At 74.2% G+C, this 16,818-nt stretch carries 17 protein-coding genes; 1 reads left to right on the top strand and 16 read right to left on the bottom strand.

Annotated elements, in window-relative coordinates; genetic code table 11:
• Positions 1–17 precede the first annotated feature (17 nt).
• The 4 genes from C8046_RS02550 to C8046_RS02565 form a co-directional block, all read right to left on the bottom strand.
• Positions 18–866 (bottom strand): UbiA family prenyltransferase, encoded by an 849-nt coding sequence (locus tag C8046_RS02550; protein WP_109228129.1) that lies wholly within the window; start codon positions 864–866, stop codon positions 18–20.
• 39 nt (positions 867–905) lie between these two features.
• A complete protein-coding gene (locus tag C8046_RS02555; RefSeq protein WP_158277113.1) occupies positions 906–1,613 on the bottom strand; it encodes an EcsC family protein in 708 nt (235 codons plus the stop codon).
• A gap of 119 nt (positions 1,614–1,732) precedes the next feature.
• A complete protein-coding gene (locus C8046_RS02560) occupies positions 1,733–2,224 on the bottom strand; it encodes a hypothetical protein (protein WP_109228131.1) in 492 nt (163 codons plus the stop codon).
• A gap of 12 nt (positions 2,225–2,236) precedes the next feature.
• Complete coding sequence (locus C8046_RS02565; protein WP_109228132.1) at positions 2,237–2,896, bottom strand: hypothetical protein; 660 nt, start codon at positions 2,894–2,896, stop codon at positions 2,237–2,239.
• A gap of 104 nt (positions 2,897–3,000) precedes the next feature.
• Here C8046_RS02565 and C8046_RS02570 point away from each other — a divergent pair, with 104 nt between their 5' ends.
• Positions 3,001–4,587 carry an ATP-dependent DNA ligase gene (locus tag C8046_RS02570; protein WP_109228133.1) on the top strand — a complete coding sequence of 529 codons (1,587 nt, stop codon included), beginning with the start codon at positions 3,001–3,003 and terminating at the stop codon, positions 4,585–4,587.
• A gap of 34 nt (positions 4,588–4,621) precedes the next feature.
• Here C8046_RS02570 and aroB read toward each other — a convergent pair whose 3' ends face one another.
• The 12 genes from aroB to C8046_RS02630 all read right to left on the bottom strand — a co-directional run bounded on the left by aroB (position 4,622) and on the right by C8046_RS02630 (position 16,770).
• Positions 4,622–5,719 (bottom strand): 3-dehydroquinate synthase, encoded by a 1,098-nt coding sequence (gene aroB, locus C8046_RS02575; RefSeq protein ID WP_109228134.1) that lies wholly within the window; start codon positions 5,717–5,719, stop codon positions 4,622–4,624.
• Positions 5,716–6,261: a shikimate kinase gene (locus C8046_RS02580; protein WP_109228135.1), complete on the bottom strand. Its 546-nt coding sequence runs from the start codon at positions 6,259–6,261 to the stop codon at positions 5,716–5,718. The genes aroB and C8046_RS02580 overlap by 4 nt, the downstream gene beginning before the upstream one ends.
• Positions 6,258–7,445 carry a chorismate synthase gene (gene aroC / locus C8046_RS02585; protein WP_109230686.1) on the bottom strand — a complete coding sequence of 396 codons (1,188 nt, stop codon included), beginning with the start codon at positions 7,443–7,445 and terminating at the stop codon, positions 6,258–6,260. Before aroC ends, C8046_RS02580 begins: the two co-directional genes overlap by 4 nt.
• 43 nt (positions 7,446–7,488) lie before the next feature.
• Positions 7,489–8,157, bottom strand: coding sequence for a prepilin peptidase (locus tag C8046_RS02590; protein ID WP_158277114.1), 669 nt, complete (start codon positions 8,155–8,157; stop codon positions 7,489–7,491).
• 91 nt (positions 8,158–8,248) lie between these two features.
• A complete protein-coding gene (locus C8046_RS02595; RefSeq protein WP_235866046.1) occupies positions 8,249–9,145 on the bottom strand; it encodes a shikimate dehydrogenase in 897 nt (298 codons plus the stop codon).
• Entirely contained in the window at positions 9,106–10,299 is a 1,194-nt protein-coding gene (locus C8046_RS02600) for an endolytic transglycosylase MltG (RefSeq protein ID WP_109228137.1), read from the bottom strand. The genes C8046_RS02595 and C8046_RS02600 overlap by 40 nt, the downstream gene beginning before the upstream one ends.
• Positions 10,296–10,766 carry a Holliday junction resolvase RuvX gene (gene ruvX, locus C8046_RS02605; RefSeq protein WP_328587565.1) on the bottom strand — a complete coding sequence of 157 codons (471 nt, stop codon included), beginning with the start codon at positions 10,764–10,766 and terminating at the stop codon, positions 10,296–10,298. Before ruvX ends, C8046_RS02600 begins: the two co-directional genes overlap by 4 nt.
• A 20-nt stretch (positions 10,767–10,786) precedes the next feature.
• Complete coding sequence (alaS, locus tag C8046_RS02610) at positions 10,787–13,468, bottom strand: alanine--tRNA ligase (RefSeq protein ID WP_109228139.1); 2,682 nt, start codon at positions 13,466–13,468, stop codon at positions 10,787–10,789.
• 60 nt (positions 13,469–13,528) lie between these two features.
• A complete protein-coding gene (locus C8046_RS02615) occupies positions 13,529–13,855 on the bottom strand; it encodes a hypothetical protein (protein ID WP_109228140.1) in 327 nt (108 codons plus the stop codon).
• Positions 13,852–14,217, bottom strand: a complete 366-nt coding sequence (locus C8046_RS02620) for a DUF948 domain-containing protein (protein WP_109228141.1) — start codon at positions 14,215–14,217, stop codon at positions 13,852–13,854. Before C8046_RS02620 ends, C8046_RS02615 begins: the two co-directional genes overlap by 4 nt.
• 198 nt (positions 14,218–14,415) lie before the next feature.
• On the bottom strand, positions 14,416–15,039 hold the full coding sequence (gene rpsD, locus C8046_RS02625) for a 30S ribosomal protein S4 (protein ID WP_109228142.1): 624 nt from the start codon (positions 15,037–15,039) through the stop codon (positions 14,416–14,418).
• Positions 15,040–15,411: 372 nt separating this feature from the next.
• Positions 15,412–16,770, bottom strand: coding sequence for a replication-associated recombination protein A (locus tag C8046_RS02630; RefSeq protein ID WP_109228143.1), 1,359 nt, complete (start codon positions 16,768–16,770; stop codon positions 15,412–15,414).
• Positions 16,771–16,818 lie beyond the last annotated feature (48 nt).

The following is a 16,818-nucleotide window of genomic DNA, read 5'->3' on the forward strand; positions in this document are numbered from 1 at the left end:
GGCGACGGCGACGGGCCCTACGCCGTCAGCGACGTCCCCGAGAGCGCGAGCTGCACGGCCACGATCAGCGAGGCGACGATGATCAGCCGGAACAGCAGACGCCCGGGCGGTCGCGTGGCGACCAGCACGATCCCGGTCGTGGCCAGAAGCACGCACGCGATCAGTCCCACCACCCCGAGAGCTCCCGGCCCGGCCTGCGAACCCGCGAGGACGGGGCCGAACGTCACCAGGGCGGCGGCCACCGCCAGCGCCGTGAAGGCCACGACCCCCGAGGGCACGAGGCCGAGACGGTGCGGGAGCCCCGCGATCCCGGTGCTCGCGTCGTCGGCGAGGTCGGGCAGCACGTTGGTGAAGTGGATGGCGACGCCGAACGTGGCACCGACCGCCAGCGCCCACCACGCGGGGGCGGCTGGAGGCTGCGCGGCGAACGTCACGACCGCCGGCAGCAGCCCGAAGCTCAGCACGAACGGCGCCACCGACCACGCGGTCCGCTTGAGCACCGCGTTGTAGGCCCAGCCGGAGGAGACCAGCACCAGGTGCAGGACGCCCGCGATCCATCCGAGCGCGAACGAGAGCGGGACGGTCGCGAGCGCGGTCCCCCACGCCGCCGTGCGCACGAGGTTCACGGAGACGTCGCCGCGCGCGACCGGCTTGTCGGAGCGGTGCACGGCCCGGTCGCGCTCGGCGTCGAGCCAGTCGTTGGAGAACCCGATCGACAGCTGGCCGGCGAGGAAGGCCAGGCCCAGCAGGACCACCCGTCCCGGCCCGAGACCGCTGCCGATCCCGAGGACGACCGCCAGCGTCGTGACGGTGACGGTGGGACCGGGGTGGCTGGCGAGCAGGAGCGCACGGGCGCGGGCGAGCATCCGTCCAGCCTAGGCGGGGGAACCGTCGCGACCGGCCGGTCAGGCCGTGGTCGGGAACTGACGCCGGGCGTTGGCGGCGATCCGCCGCATCATCCACGCGTCCAGGACCCCGCCCACGGCGCCGCCGGCGAGCGGCACGAGCCGTCCCAGGCGGGTGAGGAAGCGCTCCGCCACGCCGCGCAGGAGCCGGAAGCCGATCGCCTTGTTCACCATCATCATCGACGAGGCGGGAAGGCGACGCAGCGCGAGGGCGGTCACCCGCCCGGTCCCCGTGGAGATACCTGCTCGGCGCAGCACGTCCTCGGCGTCGGAGCCGACGAGGGTGAGCACCACCGCCGTGCGGATCTGCTGCTCGCTGACGTCGTACCCGCGCAGGGTCGCGATCGCGCCCACCAGCCGGGTGGCCTGGACGTAGAACTCCACCAGGTTCGCCGGAAGGGCGACCGGCATGGTCGCGAAGCCGCCGACCCCGGTGACGACGCCACCCGCGGCCCCGCCGCGGGTCGCGGACTTCGTGACGGCGCGGATCGCGCGGTCGACGTCGCCGTCGGCGCGCTTGAGAGCCGAGTCGGCGACGGCGCGTGCCGAGCAGAACGGCCCGCGACCGTCGAGGCCCAGATCCGTGATCGTGCGCACGACCCGGGCGGTCACACCGTTCTCGGGCGCGGCGGTTCCCGCAGCGGTCAGGGCCGACTCGTCGCCCGCGCCGGACTTCCGGCCGGACCGGCCCTTGCTGAACAGTCCCATGGCGCTCCCTCTCGTGGTCGGGCCCGCTGGTGCAGGAAACCCGGGAGCCAACATAAGCCGGGGCCGGGGGGATCGGCGGGAGGAATCTGGAGGCTGATCCGGCAGCGTCCGCCCGGCCCTCAGAGGGAGACCAGCAGCCACCGACCGAGGGCGCCCACGACGACGGCCCAGATCAGGGAGGTCAGCGTGCCGATGATGAAGCGCTCGGAGACGGCGGCGCCGAGGGAGGCGGCGGCGGGATCGCGCCCGGCGGTGGCCGCGCCGCCCGTGGTCGCCCCCGTCGGGTCCGGCCGACCGGTGCCGGTGGTGCCTGCCGACCCGTTCGTGCCCGCGGTCCCGGCCGTCGTGGCGGAGTCGCGCAGCTCGGGGTAGCGGCCGAGGCCCTTGACGGCCACGACCACGGCGATGCCCTCGGGCTGACCGAGGACGACGCAGCCCGCCGTCGCGACGCGCTCGAGGATCCCGATGATGAGCCCACCGCGCAGGATCGCCTGCGAGCTCGCCGCCGAGACGCCGCCGCGCCGCTGGGCGAGCCGGAGGACGGCGGGGACGAGCAGCACTCCCCCGGCCGCCGCGGCGGCCAGCACGAGGACGACGATCGCTACGGTCATGACCCGATCCTGTCAGCCGCCACCGACAACGCCCCGCAGGCTCGGCCGACGTGGTCCGCCCCAGGCGGGGTCGGCGGCCAGCAGCAGGTGGGCCGCTACGGCCCGGGCGTCCTGCTCCTCCTGCCACAGAGCGTCGCGTCCCAGCTTGCTGACGTTCTGCGGCGTGACTCCGAGTGCGGCTGCCACCTCGACCCCGGTGGCGCCGGGTCGCTCGAGGAGGTCCAGCGCACGCCACTGCGTCGCGGTGCGACGCCGGACGACGGAGGCGAGCAGCTGCAGCACCGCCTCCGCGCGGGCCGCTGCCACGGCGTCGTCGGCGTGGACCGCCAGATCGTTGGCGACGGTCCGCCCCTTGGCCCGCTCGACCGCGGTCCGCGCGTGCACGAAGGCGGCGCCGCTGCTCGCCGGGGCACCGCCGTCCGCCGCGCTCGCGAGCTCCCCGGCACCGGCACCGACCCCGACGCTCCAGCCGCCGGTGCGTGCGAGGTGCAGGACGAGGTCGACCACCGCGACGGGATCGGACAGCACCCCCTGGACCTCGTCACCCACCGTGCGCACGAACGGCAGGAGCACGACGTCGTCCTCGAGCCGGGCCGTCAGGTCCTCGAGCAGCTCGGGCACGTGGTCGGGGTTGCTCCGGCTGGCCCGTTGGTCGATCGTGAGGACGAACATGAATCAACCATAGGGAGTTGATCACGCAAGATCAACCCCGAGGAGTTGTGACGTGCGTGAGATCGCTCGGGCTGCGTGTCGGTGGTCGGGGGCAGGATGGCCCCATGGTTGCCCTTCACACGCTCGTGACGACCTCGGCCCAGGTCGCTGCCACCCGGTCGCGCCTGGCCAAGCGCGCGCTGCTCGCGCCCGTGCTCGCCGCTGCTGACCCGGCGGAGATCGGGCTCGTGGCGACCTATCTCTCGGGTGCCCTGCGACAGCGGCGCACCGGCGTGGGCTGGGCCGGACTGCAGCAGATGCCCCCGCCCGCCGTCGAGCCGTCCCTCACCGTGGTCGGCGTCGACGCGGCGTTCGAGCACCTGGCCACCGAGCTCGGCGAGGGCTCCGCCGCGCGCCGGACCGCCGGCGTCACCGCCCTGTTCGCCGCGGCGACGGCCGAGGAGCAGGCCTTCCTGCGGGCTCTGGTGGCGGGTGAGCTGCGCCAGGGTGCCTCGGCGTCGACGGTCCAGGACGCCCTGGCTGCCGCCTACGAGGTCCCGCTCGCCTCGGTCCAGCGCGCGGCCATGCTCGTGGGCTCGACCGCGACGGCCGCCACACTGGCGGCCACGGGCGGGCAGGAGGCGCTCGACGCCGTCACGCTCCGGGTGGGCGTCCCGGTGCAGCCGATGCTCGCGGCCAGCGCGCCCGATCCCGCCGCCGCCGCGGCGAAGGTGGGGCTGCCCGCCGTCGTGGACGTCAAGATCGACGGCATCAGGGTCCAGGTGCACCGCCGGCCCGAGGCTGACGGGAGCGCGGGCGTCCGGTTGTTCACCCGCAGCCTCGACGACATCACCGACCGGCTGCCCGAGATCGTCGAGCAGGTGATCGCGCTCCCCGCCACGACGCTGGTGCTCGACGGCGAGGTGGTGGGTCTGCGCCCGGACGGCACTCCGCTGCCGTTCCAGGTCATCGCGTCCCGCACGGCCACGAGCACCGATCCCGTGACGGCCCGGACGCGCGTCCCGCTGTCGCTGGTGGTGTTCGACGCGCTCCACGTGGACGGCCGTGACCTGCTGGACGAGACGCTCACCGTCCGCAACGCCGCCCTGGCCGACCTGCTCCCCGCTGGGCTGGCGGTCGAGCGGCACGTGGTGACCACCGAGGCCGAGGCCACCGCCGTGTTCGACCGCGCCGTCGCCGGACGCTGGGAGGGGGTGGTGGTCAAGAAGCCCGACGCGCCGTACGCGGCGGGGCGCCGGGACGCGGGCTGGGTGAAGGTGAAGCCCCGGCACACGTTCGACCTCGCCGTCGTGGCGGCCGAGTGGGGGTACGGACGACGCCGGGGCTGGCTCTCCAACCTGCACCTCGCGGCCCGCGACCCCGCCACGGGCGAGCTCGTGATGCTCGGGAAGACGTTCAAGGGGCTGACCGACGCGACGCTCGCGTGGCAGACGGAGGAGCTGCAGCGGCGGGAGGCACGGCGCACGGGGACGACGGTGTTCGTCGACCCGCCGCTGGTGGCCGAGATCGCGATCGACGGCGTCCAGGTCTCCACGCGGTACCCGGGCGGCATCGCGCTGCGGTTCGCCCGTGTGCTGCGCTACCGCGAGGACAAGACGCCCGACCAGGTCGACTCGCTCGCCGACGTCCTGGCCCTCTCCCCCGTGCTGGACGACGACGCGGCCGAGGACTCCGTGGAGTCGCCGGACTAGGCGCGACGGGCGGGGGCGGACCGTTCGGGGAGGGTCAGAGCGAGATCGCGCTGCCGCGTTTCGCCTCGCCCACCTCGGCGTACGCGGCGAGCAGCAGCGACGGGTCGGGGCCCTCGAGCCGCACGGGGCGGCCGACGTCCTCGAGCACGACGAACCGCAGCAGGTCTCCGCGGGTCTTCTTGTCGCGGCGCATCGCCTCCAGGAGCCGCGGCCAGACGTCGTCGCGGTAGGTGGTCGGCAGACCGAGCAGCGTCAGGATGCTGCGGTGGCGCTCGACGACCTCCTCCGACAGCCGACCCGCGAGCCGCGCCAGCTCGGCGGCGTAGACCATGCCGACCGAGACGGCCGCGCCGTGACGCCAGGAGTAGCGCTCGACGTGCTCGATCGCATGACCGAACGTGTGCCCGTAGTTGAGGATCTCGCGCAGGTCGGCCTCGCGCAGATCGGCCGAGACGACACGGGCCTTGACGCTGACGGCCCGCTCCACGAGCTCGCGCAGCACGGGTGAGCTCGGGTCGGCCGCGGCCTCGGGGTTCGCCTCGATCAGCGTGAGGATCTCGGGGTCGGCGATGAAGCCGCACTTCACGACCTCCGCCAGCCCCGCCACGAGGTCGTGCCGGGGCAGCGTCTCGAGCGTGGCGAGGTCGGCGAGGACGCCGACGGGCGAGTGGAACGCGCCGACGAGGTTCTTGCCCTCGGCCGTGTTGATCCCGGTCTTGCCACCGACGGCCGCGTCGACCATCGCGAGCAGCGTCGTGGGCACCTGGACGACCTTCACGCCCCGCAGCCACGTCGCGGCGACGAAGCCGGCGAGGTCGGTGGTGGCGCCCCCGCCGAGGCCGACGATCGCGTCGGAGCGGGTGAAGCCGGCCTGGCCGAGGATGCCCCAGCAGAACGCCGCCACCTGGAAGGTCTTGGACTCCTCCGCGTCGGGCACCTCGCCCACGAACGCCTCGTAGCCGCCGGCGACGAGGTCCTCGCGCACGGCCTCGGCCGTCGCGGCCAGCGCGCGCGGGGCGAGCACGAGCACGCGCTGGACGCCCTCGCCCAGCAACGGGGCGAGCTCGCCGAGCAGTCCGCGGCCGACGACGACGTCGTAGGTGCGCTCGGCGGTCACGGTGATGCGGGTCATGCGATCTCCTCCAGGTGCGCCACGACGGCGTCGGCCACCGCGGCGAGGTCCGTGTCGTCGGTCGCCACGACCCAGCGGCTCACGGCGTCGTAGTGCGGGCGACGCTCGTCGGCCAAGCGGCTCCAGAGCGCCCGGGGGTTGCCGAGGAACACGGGGCGGGCGGTGGCGAACCCCAGGCGTGGGGCCGCGAACGCCAGCGACACGGTCAGGTGCACCACCGGCACGTCGGCGAGCAGCGCCTGCACGTCCGGCTGGGCGATGCTGGCGCCGAGGACGACGACGTCGCCCGGATCGGCCGCCGTGAGCGCGGCCCGCGCGCGGGCGATCTCCTCGGCGGCGAAGGCCGGCTCCCCGACCCCCACGAACGCCGTCGCGACGTCGTCGTACCCGAGGGCGTGGGCGGCCGCGCGCTCGGTGTCGACGCGGCGGGCACCCCGGCGCTCGGCGACCAGCGCGGCCACCGAGGACGTGCCGGCCCCGGGGGGACCGACGACGACGAGAGCCGGCCGCGTCCCGGTCGTGGTGCGCGCCGGGACGCTCACCGCTGGGTGGCGGGGACGGCGTCGAGGTAGGCGGCGAGGTTCCGGGTCGACTCGGCGACGCTGTCGCCGCCGACCTTTTCCAGCAGCGCCTGCGCGAGCACGAGGGCGACCATCGCCTCGGCGACGACGGCGGCCGGCGGGACTGCGCAGACGTCGCTGCGCTGGTGGATCGCCTTGGCCGCGTCACCGGTGGTGGTGTCGATCGTGTCGAGGGCGCGAGGGACCGTCGAGATCGGCTTCATCGCGGCGCGGACGCGCAGGATCTCGCCGTTGGTCATGCCGCCCTCGACGCCGCCGGCGCGGTTGGTGCGGCGACGCAGGTCGCCCTCGCCGTCGCGCTCGATCTCGTCGTGCGCCTGCGAGCCGCGGCGACGAGCGGTGCGGAAGCCGTCGCCGACCTCGACACCCTTCATTGCCTGGATGCCCATGAGGACGCCGGCCAGGCGCGCGTCGAGACGGCGGTCGGACTGCACGTAGGACCCCAGGCCCGGCGGGAGCCCGTAGGCGAGGACCTCGACGACTCCGCCGAGCGTGTCGCCGTCCTTGTGGCACTGGTCGATCTCGGCGACCATCGCGGCCGAGGACGCGGCGTCCCAGCAGCGCACGGGGTCGGCGTCGAGGTGCGAGACGTCGTCGGGACCCGGCAGCTCGGTGCCCTCGGGCACCTCGGCCTCGCCGATCGCGACGACGTGCGAGACGAGCCGGACGCCGGCGACCTGCTCGAGGAACCCGGCGGCGACGACGCCGAGGGCGACGCGGGCGGCCGTCTCGCGGGCACTCGCACGCTCCAGCACGGGCCGGGCCTCGTCGAAGCCGTACTTGGTCATGCCGATGAGGTCGGCGTGCCCGGGGCGCGGTCGCGTCAGCGCGGCGCCGCGGGCGCCCACGAGGACGGACGGGTCGACCGGGTCGGCCGCCATGACCTTCTCCCACTTGGGCCACTCGGTGTTGCCGATCTCGATCGCGATCGGGCCGCCCTGGGTGAGGCCGTGCCGGACGCCGCCGAGGATCGAGACCTCGTCCTGCTCGAACTTCATCCGTGCGCCGCGGCCGTAGCCGAGCCGCCGGCGCGCGAGCGCGTCGCCGATCTGCGTCGTCGTCACCTGCACACCGGCAGGCATTCCCTCGAGCATCGCCACGAGCGCGGGGCCGTGGGACTCCCCCGCCGTCAACCATCTGAGCATGATCACCATCATCCCACGGCACGCGGCCGGAGCCGCCGCGCGTTCACGGGGTGGGAAGGACGGCAGCGACGACGGCCCACCCCGTTCCCGCGAGCAGCCACGGTCCGAAGGCCAACGGGGTGCCGCGGTCGGCTCGGCGGAGCGCGAGCAGCACCAGCGCGGCCACGCCGCCGAGCACGACACCGGCCACCAGCGTCACGGCGACGCTCGTCGGGCCGAGCAGACCGGAGACGAGGCCGAGGAGGCCGACGAGCTTGACGTCGCCGTAGCCCAGGGCGCGGGGCACCGCGAGGACGACGAGGGTGAGCACGATCCAGCAGGCGGCGGAGGCCGCGAGGGCCAGGAGCACCCGGTGGGGGTCGCTCAGCGGGAGCGACGCCAGCAGCAGGAGGGACGCGGCGGCCCAGCCGCGCAGGACCAGCACGTCGGGCAGGCGGTGGCCGGCGGCGTCCACCAGGCAGGCGGCGGTGGCCGCCGCCAGGGCGACGAGCACCGCGGGCCAGGTCCAGGGCTGGCCGGTCGCGTGGACGTGGAGCCCGGCGACCAGACCCGTGAGGACGCCGGCGACGGCGACGGCGGCCGGGTGGAGGAACCAGGCACCGGGCCTCCCCGACGCCGGGACGAGTCGCGCGAGCCGGCCCGCGGCCATGGCCCCCGCCGCGCCCAGCAGCGCTGCGCCGAGCGCCGTCAGCGCGAGGGTGAGGCCGGTCATGGCGTCCATGATGGCCCAGGCGTCGGGCTGCCCGAGCTCCGACAGGTCGCCCTGGGGACGGACGACGCGTCGCGAGGCCGGAGTCGAACGGTCAGGCCCGGGTGGCGGCCTCGAGGGCCGCCCGCATCGCATCGACCGGCGCGGGCAGGCCCGTCATCAGGCGGACCTGCTCGGCCGCCTGGTGCAGCAGCATCAGCGACCCCGGGGCGACGGCACCGCCGGCGCCCGACCACACGGCCGCGAGGGCGGTGGGCCACGGGTCGTAGATGACGTCGAGCAGGGTCTGCCCCGGGCGGAGCCGCCGCTCCCCCAGGACGGTGGCCAGCTCGGCGGCGACCGGGTCGGCCGCCCCGGCGACGGCGGTCTGCACGACGAGGTCGGCGTCCGCGATCAGGTCGGCGGCGTGGTCGAACCGCCGCAGGGTGACGTCGACGCCCATCCGGTGCGCGGCCTGGAGCAGGCCGGCGGCACGGGCCTGGGACCGCACGCACACGACCGGCGTCGTCACCCCGAGCTCGGCCAGGGCGGCGAGAACGGCCGCGGCCGTCCCCCCGGCCCCGAGCACGACGGCGGTGCGCGCCGGGGGCGTTCCGGCGGGACGAACCTCGCGCAGCGCCTCGGCGGCGCCGTGCACGTCGGTGTTGGCCGCGACCAGGAGGCGGTGCGGTCCCGACGCGGTCACGAGGACCGTGTTGGCGGCGCCGACCGTGCGGGCCAGGGGCTCCACGACGTCGGCCGCCTCGAGCACCGCGTGCTTGTGGGGCATGGTGACCGACAGCCCGAGCCACCCGGCGTCGAGCCCCGCCAGCAGGCCCGGGGCCCCGCCGTCGGGCACGTCGATCGCCTCGTAGGTGTGCGGCAGCCCGAGGGCGGCGTACGCCGCCCGGTGCAGCACGGGCGAGAGGCTGTGGCCGACCGGGTGGCCGATCACGGCGGCGCGACGGGGCGTCAGCACACCGAGCCAGCCGCCGTCCACTCCGCGTACCACGTCTGGAACTCCGCGCGGATGACCGAGAACTCCTCGGTGCTGTCGGTGAACCTCGTCTCCTGGGTGCAGAGGTTCACGGTGACGAAGTAGAGCCAGGGGCCCTCCTCGGGAGCGACTCCCGCAGCCATCGCGGCCGTGTCGACGGCCCCGATCGGCGATGGCGGCAGGCCCGGGTTCAGACGCGTGTTGTACGGGTCCTGGTTGGTGTTGTGCTCGTTGCCCGGGAGCTGCACGCCCGGGTTCTGGCGGTCCCAGGAGTAGCGCAGCGTCGAGTCCATGCCCAGCGTCGGGAAGTTGCCGATGTTCTCGGGCGCCATGCGGTTGGCGATCACGCGGGAGACCTTGCCGAAGTCGGCCTCGCTGACCTCACGGGTGGCGATCGACCCGACGGTGAGCACGCGGAGTCGGTCGTCGGGAGCCACGCCCAGCGCGTCCAGCTCCGCGATCGTGCGGTCGTAGGCCTGCGCGACGATCTCGCCCGGTCCCTGCCCGGGGGCGGCGGAGTACGTGCCCGGGTAGAGCCACCCCTCCATCGGGTCGAGCGCGTCCGGGTTCGTGTTCGGCGGACCCTCGAGACCGAGCGCCGGGTAGTCGTGCGCGGCGGCCTCGACGTCGGCGACGGTGACGCCGAACGCGTCGGCGAGCCGCTGGTAGACCTGGTCGGAGCGCCACCCCTCGGGGATGGTGATCCGCGTGTCGGCCCGACGGTTGGGGTCGAGCAGCGCCGTCACGGCGTCAGCGGCCCGCATCTCCAGCGGGAGCTTGTAGAAGCCCGGCTGGATCCCGGTGGCGTTGACGTTGGCGGTGTGCGCCGACGTGAACGCGTCGACCGTGGCAACGACCCCGTTGGACTGCAGGATCTGCCCGATCGCCGCGCCGGTCGCCCCCTGCGGGATCTCGACCACGACCTCACCCTGGCCGGGGCCGGGGAAGTCCGTCATGGTGGCGGTCGGCGCGGCGCCCGTGTCGAAGAGGGGCGGGATGACCCGGACGGCCAGCACGGTGAGCCCGCCGAGGATCACGATCATCACGAGGAAGCTCGCGAGCGACCGACGGCGTCGCTTCGGGCGGGGGGCGCTGGCGACGGGGGCGCGCCGGCTCCGGCGCTCGTCGCCGTCGTGGTGGGACGGGGAGTCCCCGAACAGGTCAGTCACGGTGTCGCACCCTTCGCTGCTGAGGCCCCCGCCTTCACGAGCTGGCCGGGTTCACGGCCAGTGGAGCGCTCCGAGTCGAGCGCGTGCTGCAGCACGATCACTGCAGCCACCTGGTCTACCACGGCTCGCTGGGAGCGAGATCCGAGACCGGAGGCGGTCATGGCCTGGTGGGCCGTGGCCGAGGTGAAGCGTTCGTCGACCATCCGGATCGGCACGCCGGGGATCCGGCGGGCGAGCGTCCGGGCGTAGCTGCGTGCGAGGCCGGCGGCCTGGCGGTTGCGGCCGTCGAGCGAACGCGGCAGCCCGACGACGACCTCGAACGCCTCAAGTTCCGCGACGATCGCCGCGATGCGCTCCGTGCCGTCGTCCGTCGCCGTCCGCGCGACGGTCTCGACCGGGGTGGCGAGGATGCCGTCGGGGTCGGAGCGCGCGACGCCGACGCGCACGCTCCCCACGTCGACGGCCACGCGCACCCCGCGCCGCACGATCAGGCCGCTCCGATGATCGAGCGCACCGTCGTCGCGACGCCCGCGAGGGCGCCCGGCAGGGCCGTGGCGTTCGTCCCGCCGCCCTGCGCGACGTCGTCGCGCCCGCCGCCCTTGCCGCCGAGCTCGGCGGCGAGGGTGCGGACGAGGTCACCGGCGCGCACCCCGCGGTCGCGGGCGTCGGGAGACGTGGCGACGACGATCGCGGCGCGACCCTTCGCCACGCCCCCCACGACCACGACGGCGTTCGAGCCGAGGCGGTCGCGCAGGTCGAGCGCGAGGGTGCGGACGTCGTCGGCGCCGGAGACCACGCCGAGGTCGTGCGCGAGGACGCGGACGCCGTCGACGTCCTGCGCCGCGGCCACGAGGCTCGAGGCCCCGGCCAGCAGCTGGGCCTGACGCAGCGAGGCGACCTCGCGCTCGGCCTCCTTCAGCCGCGCCAGCAGCCCGGCGATGCGGTCGGGCAGCTCCTCGCTGCGTGCGCCCACCATCGAGGACAGCTGCGAGACGAGCACCTGCTCCTTGGCGTGGAAGCGGGTGGCGGCGTCGCCCACGAGGGCGTCGACGCGGCGGACACCGGAGCCGATGGAGGCCTCACCGAGCAGCGTGACCGGGCCGAGGTGTCCGGTGGAGGCGACGTGGGTACCGGCGCACAGCTCGCGCGACCAGTCACCACCGATCTCGACGACGCGAACCTTGTCGCCGTACTTCTCGCCGAACAGCGCCATCGCGCCGAGCGCGCGGGCGTCCTCGATGCCCATCGTGCGGTCGGAGACCGACAGGTCCTCGGCCGCCCGCGTGTTCACGCGCTCGGAGATCTCCGCCAGGGCGCCGGCGGGCGGCTGGCTCCCGGCGCGGAAGTCGAACCGGAGCCGGTGCGGCGCGTTCTCGCTCCCGGCCTGGGTGGCGTTCTCGCCGAGCGTCTCGCGCAGCGCCTTGTGCACCAGGTGCGTGGCGGTGTGGGCGCGCGCGATCGCGCGCCGACGCTGCGTGTCGATGCTCGCGACGCCGGTGCCGTCGAGGCCGATCTCGCCCTCGACGAGGCGTCCGCGGTGCACGCTCAGCCCCTTGATCGGGGCCTGGACGTCGTCCACCTCGACGATGCCGCCGCCGTCGAGCACGATCTGGCCCTGGTCGGCGAGCTGGCCGCCGGCCTCGGCGTAGAACGGTGTGCGGTCGAGCACGACCTCCACGTCGGCGGGAGCGACCGCGTGCGGGACGCCGACCCCGCCGGCCAGGAGGCCGACGACGCGCACGCGCGCCGTCGCGTCGGTGTAGCCGAGGAACTCCACCGGCGAGGCGAGATCGCCCGCGAGCGCGGTGTAGACGGACGTGTCGACGTGACCGGTCTTCTTGGTCAGGGCGTCGGCGCGGGCGCGCTGGCGCTGCTCCTGCATCAGGGAGCGGAACGCCTCGGTGTCGATCGCGACGCCCTGCTCGGCCGCCATCTCGACCGTGAGGTCGATCGGGAAGCCGTAGGTGTCGTGCAGCTTGAAGGCGTCCTCCCCGCCGAGGACGGTGCCGCCCGCGTCGCGGACGCGGCGCACCGCCGAGTCGAGGATCGTGGTGCCCGACTCGAGGGTCCGGCGGAACGCCTCCTCCTCGCCGTAGATGATCGAGGCGATGCGCTCGGCGTCCGCCTCGAGCTCGGGGTAGGACTCCTTCATCGCCTCGAGCGAGACGGGCAGGAGCTCGGGGAGCGACGGCGTCGTGACGCCGAGCAGGCGCATCGCGCGCACGGCGCGGCGCAGCAGGCGGCGCAGCACGTAGCCGCGGCCCTCGTTGGACGGCCGCACGCCGTCGCCCACGAGCATGAGCGCGGAGCGGACGTGGTCGGCGACCACGCGGAGGCGGACGTCGTCCTCGCCACCGGCGCCGTAGACCTTGCCCGACAGCTCCTGGGCGCGAGCGATGACGGGGTAGACCTCGTCGATCTCGTACATGTTCGCCTTGCCCTGCTTGAGGAAGGCGATGCGCTCGAGGCCGGCACCGGTGTCGATGGCCTTGGAGTCGAGCTCCTTGATCAGCGGGTAGCTCTTGCCGGAGCCCTCGCCGCGCAGGAACTGGTCGAAGACGAGGTTCCAGATCTCCAGGTACCGGTCGCCGCCGGGGTCGACGTTGCCACCGACCGCGTCGGGTCCGAACTCGGGACCGCGGTCGTAGTGGAACTCCGCGCACGGGCCGGCGGGCCCGGGCTGGCCGGTGTCCCAGAAGTTCTCCTCGCGCGGCAGGCGCACGATCTGGGCGGGGTCGACCCCGACCTTGACGAGCGCGGCAGCGGCGTCCTCGTCCTCCTCCCAGATGGTCACCCACATCCGGGAGCCGTCGAAGGCGAGCTTGCCCTCGTCCTCCGGTCCGGTGAGGAACTCCCAGGCGAGCTCGACGGCCCCCTCCTTGAAGTAGTCACCGAAGGAGAAGTTGCCCATCATCTGGAAGAACGTGCCGTGCCGCGTCGTGCGGCCGACGTTCTCGATGTCGTTGGTGCGGATGCACTTCTGCACGCTCGCGGCGCGCGGGTACGGCGCCGGCTCCGTCCCGATGATGTACGGGATGAACGGCACCATGCCGGCGATCGTGAACAGGATCGACGGGTCGGGCGAGATCAGCGAGGCGCTGGGCACGATGGTGTGCCCCCTGCCGGAGAAGTAGTCGAGATAGCGGCGACGGATGTCGGCGGTGCGCATCAGGATCCTCGGGTCGTGGCGACGGGACCGGGCTCGGGGCCCGGACGGGCGTGGGGGACGTCAGAACTCGTCGTCGACGTCCCACGGGTCGGCGGCGGGGCGACCCTGGCGGCGGGCCGAGCGGCCGGCGCGGTGGGTACGGGCCTCGGCGACGTCCTCCGGGGCGGCCAGGAGGTCGGCCGACAGCCGGTCCTCCTGCTCGCGCATCGCGGCGGCGAGCTCGCCGCCGACGGCGCGGATCTCGTCGACGCCGCGGTTGAGCGCGTCGACGAGTCCGGTGGTGGTCATGGTGCGCGCGACGGAGTCGGCGGCCGAGCGGGCGCGTCCGAGCTGGACCAGGACGGCGACGGCGACGGCGGCTCCGGCGACCGCCCAGACGGCCTTCATCCGTTCCGCCCGCGGCGACGGGAGACGACGGCGCGCACGGCGTAGCTGAACGAGGCCGCCTTGATCAGGGGCCGGGCCACGGTGGCGGAGACGAGCGTCGTGAGCGCGGAGACGTTGGTGCCGATCTCGGCGGCCGAGGTTGTGACGGTGTCGACCTTCGCGAGCTGCGCGTTGGCGCCCCGCACCGTCTCGGCGGCCTCGTCGATCACGGGGAGCGTGTGCTCCGTGAACTGCGCCACCGTGCTGCGAGTCTCCTCGAGCACGGCGCCGAGCTTGAGCAGGGGCACCGCGATCGCGATGACGAGGGCGACGAAGGCCACGGCTGCGACGAGGCCCGCGATGTCACCGAGGGATACCGACACGTTCCACCTCTGGGGGTCTGCGGTCCTGCACGGACCGGGGATCTGGTCAGGGCTGTGGTGGTCAGGCTGCGTCAGGGGCGGCAGCTCGGGTGCGGCCACGGCGGGCCACCTCGCGAGACTACCCGCTGGAGACACGTGTGCCCCGGCTCTCACCGGGGCACACGTGACGGATTCGGCTCGACGCGGAGCCGGAGCGGATCAGCGGGCGTAGAGCTCGACGATCAGCTGGACCTCGGCGGTCACGGGGACCTCCGCGCGCTTCGGGGCGCGCACCAGCGTGGCGCGCAGCTTCTCGAGGTCGACCTCGAGGTAGCCGGGCAGCTGGGGCAGGACGTCGCGGTGGGCGCCGGCGGCGGCGACCTGGAACGGCGTCGTCGTCTGGCTCTTCGGCTTGACCTGGATGGTCTGACCCGGCTTCACGCGGAAGGAGGGACGGTCCACGAGCTTGCCGTCGACGAGGATGTGACGGTGGACGACCGCCTGGCGGGCCTGCGCCGTCGTGCGGGCGAAGCCCGAACGGAGCACGAGGGCGTCGAGACGCACCTCGAGCAGCTCGACGAAGGTGTCACCGGTCAGACCCGGGAGCTTGCGGGCCTCCTCGAAGGTGTTGCGGAACTGCGCCTCGCGGATGCCGTACTGGGCGCGCAGACGCTGCTTCTCCTTCAGGCGGACGGCGTAGTCGCTCTCCTGGCGCTTGCGCGCACGGCCGTGGACGCCGGGCGGGTAGGGGCGCTTCTCGAAGGCGCGGGCGGCCTTCGGGGTGAGCGGGATGCCGAGGGCGCGCGAGAGGCGCACCTGGTTACGGGCGCGTGCAGATGCCACGTGTGTCTACTTCCTGTCTCGTTGTCACACCACCGGGCACGGGCGCCGCGGTGGAGTGGGACCGACCGATACCGGGTCCGGACCAGCGGTCCGGGCGGCGAGGTGGCTAAGGCCCCAGGGAGCCGGCCGGGAGCGAGTCCCGCCAGGCAACCGCAACAGTCTAGCGGACACCAGACCCCCGCCGGTCCCCACCCCCGGTCGCGAGGCCCTTCCGGTGCGGTCGCGAGGCCCTTCCGGTGCGGTCGCGAGGCCCTTCCGGTGCGGTCGCGAGGCCCTTCCGGTGCGGTCGCGAGGCCCTTCCGGTGCGGTCGCGAGGCCCTTCCGGTGCGGTCGCGAGGCCCTTCCGGTGCGGTCGCGAGGCCCTACGGGTGCTCAGTCCTTCGCGCCGCCGTCGAGGATCTGCCTGATCCGCGCGAGTCGCGGACCGACCTGCGCCTCGAACCCCCGGCCCGTGGGCTCGTAGTACCGCGCCTCCTCGAGACCCTCTGGCGCGTAGGTCTGGGTGGCGACGCCGTGCGGCGTGTCGTGCGCGTAGACGTAGTCCTGCCCGTGGCCCAGCCGCTTGGCGCCGGAGTAGTGCGCGTCGCGGAGGTGGAACGGCACCGCCCCGCCCTTCCCGGCGGCGACGTCGGCCATCGCCGCGTTGATCGCGGTATAGGAGGCGTTCGACTTCGGGGCGGTCGCCACGTGAACGACGGCCTGGGCCAGCACGATGCGCGCCTCCGGCATCCCGATGAAGGACACGGCCTGGAACGCGGAGACCGCCGTCGCGAGCGCGCTCGGGTCGGCCATCCCGACCTCCTCGCTCGCCGCGATGACGATCCGGCGCGCGACGAAGCGGGGGTCCTCCCCCGCCGTCAGCATGCGGGCCAGGTAGTGCAGGGCGGCGTCGACGTCGCTCCCCCGCATCGACTTGATGAAGGCGCTGGCGACGTCGTAGTGCTGATCGCCGTCGCGGTCGTAGCGCACGGCGGCGATGTCGACGGCGCGCTCGACCGACGTCAGCGAGATCTCCGTCTCCCCCACCTCGTGGGCGGTGCCGGCCGCCGCCTCCAGCACGGTGAGCGCCTTGCGCGCGTCCGGGCCGACCAGGCGCAGGAGGTGCGCGGCGGCGTCGTCGGCCAGGGTGTACGCGCCGTCCAGACCTCGCGGGTCGTCCAGCGCGCGCTGGACGAGGGCCGCGACGTCCTCGGGCTCGAGCGGTCGCAGCGTGAGCAGGAGCGAGCGGGACAGCAGCGGGGAGATGACGGAGAAGCTCGGGTTCTCGGTGGTCGCCGCGACGAGGGTGACGAGCCGGTTCTCGACGCTCGGGAGCAGCGCGTCCTGCTGGGTCTTGGAGAAGCGGTGGACCTCGTCCACGAACAGGACCGTCTCCTGGCCACCGCCCGCGAGCCGCCGTCGGGCGTCCTCGATCACGGCCCTGACGTCCTTGACTCCGGCCGTGACGGCCGAGAGCTCCACGAAGCGGCGGTCCGCCGCCGTCGCCATCAGGTAGGCCAGCGTGGTCTTGCCGGTGCCCGGCGGACCCCACAGCACGACCGACGTCGGCGGGACGGCTCCGGGCTGCTGACCCTCGACCAGTCGGCGCAGCGGGGAGCCGGGCCGCAGGAGGTGCTCCTGCCCCAGGACCTCCTCGACGTTGGCCGGTCGCATGCGCACCGCGAGGGGGGCGTCGGCCCTCACCCGGGGGGTGCCTGAGACGTCACGGCCAGCGGCCTCGAACAGATCCACCCAGGAAGCGTACGTGGGAGAGTTGACCCGTGTTTGCGCGTCTTGGTC

The organism is Serinibacter arcticus (genome assembly GCF_003121705.1).
In the GTDB taxonomy this organism is placed as follows: Bacteria; Actinomycetota; Actinomycetes; order Actinomycetales; family Beutenbergiaceae; genus Litorihabitans.

What these genes read in the sequence shown, in the direction of transcription:
- C8046_RS02550 (WP_109228129.1), bottom strand. Translation starts at nt 866, where the DNA reads ATGCTCGCCCGCGCCCGTGCGCTCCTGCTCGCCAGCCACCCCGGTCCC.
- C8046_RS02555 (WP_158277113.1), bottom strand. Translation starts at nt 1,613, where the DNA reads ATGGGACTGTTCAGCAAGGGCCGGTCCGGCCGGAAGTCCGGCGCGGGC.
- C8046_RS02560 (WP_109228131.1), bottom strand. Translation starts at nt 2,224, where the DNA reads ATGACCGTAGCGATCGTCGTCCTCGTGCTGGCCGCCGCGGCGGCCGGG.
- C8046_RS02565 (WP_109228132.1), bottom strand. Translation starts at nt 2,896, where the DNA reads ATGTTCGTCCTCACGATCGACCAACGGGCCAGCCGGAGCAACCCCGAC.
- C8046_RS02570 (WP_109228133.1), top strand. Translation starts at nt 3,001, where the DNA reads ATGGTTGCCCTTCACACGCTCGTGACGACCTCGGCCCAGGTCGCTGCC.
- aroB (WP_109228134.1), bottom strand. Translation starts at nt 5,719, where the DNA reads ATGACCCGCATCACCGTGACCGCCGAGCGCACCTACGACGTCGTCGTC.
- aroC (WP_109230686.1), bottom strand. Translation starts at nt 7,445, where the DNA reads ATGCTCAGATGGTTGACGGCGGGGGAGTCCCACGGCCCCGCGCTCGTG.
- C8046_RS02590 (WP_158277114.1), bottom strand. Translation starts at nt 8,157, where the DNA reads ATGACCGGCCTCACCCTCGCGCTGACGGCGCTCGGCGCAGCGCTGCTG.
- alaS (WP_109228139.1), bottom strand. Translation starts at nt 13,468, where the DNA reads ATGCGCACCGCCGACATCCGTCGCCGCTATCTCGACTACTTCTCCGGC.
- C8046_RS02615 (WP_109228140.1), bottom strand. Translation starts at nt 13,855, where the DNA reads ATGAAGGCCGTCTGGGCGGTCGCCGGAGCCGCCGTCGCCGTCGCCGTC.